Source organism: Phenylobacterium sp. (assembly GCF_036263695.1).
Lineage (GTDB): Bacteria > Pseudomonadota > Alphaproteobacteria > Caulobacterales > Caulobacteraceae > Phenylobacterium.
Window position 1 is genome coordinate 1 of record NZ_DATAGM010000124.1, and the last position, 1611, is coordinate 1611.

2 protein-coding genes are annotated in these 1611 nt (G+C 71.6%); one reads left to right on the forward strand and one right to left on the reverse strand.

Annotated features, from left to right (window positions below):
• Positions 1–181: 181 nt before the first annotated feature.
• Positions 182–511: a hypothetical protein gene (locus tag VHK87_RS04905; RefSeq protein ID WP_329633776.1), complete on the reverse strand. Its 330-nt coding sequence runs from the start codon at positions 509–511 to the stop codon at positions 182–184.
• A gap of 166 nt (positions 512–677) precedes the next feature.
• Between VHK87_RS04905 and VHK87_RS04910 the strand changes: the two genes are divergently transcribed.
• Positions 678–1385 carry a protein-L-isoaspartate(D-aspartate) O-methyltransferase gene (locus VHK87_RS04910; protein WP_329633777.1) on the forward strand — a complete coding sequence of 236 codons (708 nt, stop codon included), beginning with the start codon at positions 678–680 and terminating at the stop codon, positions 1383–1385.
• The last annotated feature ends 226 nt before the right edge of the window (positions 1386–1611 follow it).

Sequence of the window (1611 nt, forward strand, 5' to 3'; positions counted from 1 at the left end):
GCCTCGTCGTAGGCGAGCTCGACCAGGGTCGCATGCCTGGCGAAGCGCGGCAGCGCGCGCAGCCGCTCGAGCATGGATCGCAAACTCATACTGGCCGTCTCGGTGACGCCGCCGCGCGATGCGCGGCCCCGACCTAAGATGGGGCCGGTGGCGCGCTCAGGAAAGCTTCTTGCCGATCACGTCATTTGGAGCGGCGCCGATTTCGCGCCGCACCGGCTGCGGCCATGCCGGCCAGCGCCAGCAACACGCTCCAACCGAGCATTCGGCCGCGGCGCGCTGCGGCGCCGGCGAAGGCTGCGGGGTCCTCGGGCGGCGCCGGCTTGGCCAGCTTCGCCAGATTGGCCCGACGGGCGGCGCTCATCGACGCGAGCAGTTCGCCGGAGTCGCGGTAGCTGGTGAGCGGCTTTCCGGGCTTAGGCGTTAGGGCGCGGGGCGGGGCGGGACGCACCTCCGGATCGTCGTGGGCCCAACCGAAGTCGGACCGCCTGAAATCGTCCTCCCGCACCTTCATTGGAAAACTCGCTTAACGCGTATCGTACTTGATACAGCTGTTACGAGTAGACGACGGCCGCGGGCCGATGTGTAGGGGCGCGCTACCCGCTCTGGGTCCGGACGCGGCGCGGAAACCGCCGCCGCGATTCGCCGGTTTCCCAGCCATGAGACCCACCCGCCGCCTAATGGCAGGACTGCTGCCGCTGATCGTCCTGCCGTCCTGCGCGCGGGCGCAGGACGGGCGCGAGGCGGCCCGCCGCGGCATGGTGGGCAACATCCGCCAGCTGCTGGCCGCCGGCGCCGCGGGCGAAGTCCGCAGCCTCGATGCGCGCGTGCTAGACGCGTTACAGGCCGTGCCGCGCCATGAGTTCGTCCCGACGGAGCTGCAGGACGTCGCCTATGGCGACCACGCCCTGCCCATCGGCCACGAGGCGACCATCTCCCAGCCGCTGGTGGTGGCGGTGATGACCCAGCTCGCCAGACCGCGGCCGGACGACGTGGTCCTGGAGGTCGGCACGGGCTCCGGCTACCAGGCGGCGGTGCTCGCCAAGCTGGTGCGGCAGGTCTACAGCATCGAGCTGGTCGAGGCGCTGGCCCGCAGCGCGGCCGAGCGGCTGGCTCGGCTGGGCTACGCCAACGTCGAGGTGCGGGCCGGCGACGGCTACCAGGGCTGGGCGGAGCGCGCCCCCTTCGACGCCATCGTGGTCACCGCCGGCGCGCCGAAGATCCCGCCGGCCCTGGTCGCGCAACTGAAGCCCGGCGGCCGAATGGTCATCCCCGTCGGCCCGCGCCGCGAGCAGCAGCTGACGGTGGTGGAGAAGGACGCCGCCGGCGCCGTCCGCCAGCGGCGGATCATGCCGGTGCTGTTCGTGCCGCTGCGGCCGGGCAGTTGACGCTTTCCTCCCCGGTGGAGCGGGGGAGGGGGACCGCTCGCCGAGCGTAGCGAAGAGCGAGTGGTGAGGGGGCGAGCCGGCGCGCAGCCAGAGGAGACGTGCAGATTGGAGCCGGTCAGAGCGCCGCGTTGGGGCTTGCCCTCTCCTCCCGTTCTTCAGCCGTCTGGCGACGGCTTCGACGGGCGGTGCCCCTATCCCATGATTAGGAGAGGAAAGAAAAAGGGCG

What these genes read in the sequence shown, in the direction of transcription:
- VHK87_RS04905 (WP_329633776.1), bottom strand. Translation starts at nt 511, where the DNA reads ATGAAGGTGCGGGAGGACGATTTCAGGCGGTCCGACTTCGGTTGGGCC.
- VHK87_RS04910 (WP_329633777.1), top strand. Translation starts at nt 678, where the DNA reads ATGGCAGGACTGCTGCCGCTGATCGTCCTGCCGTCCTGCGCGCGGGCG.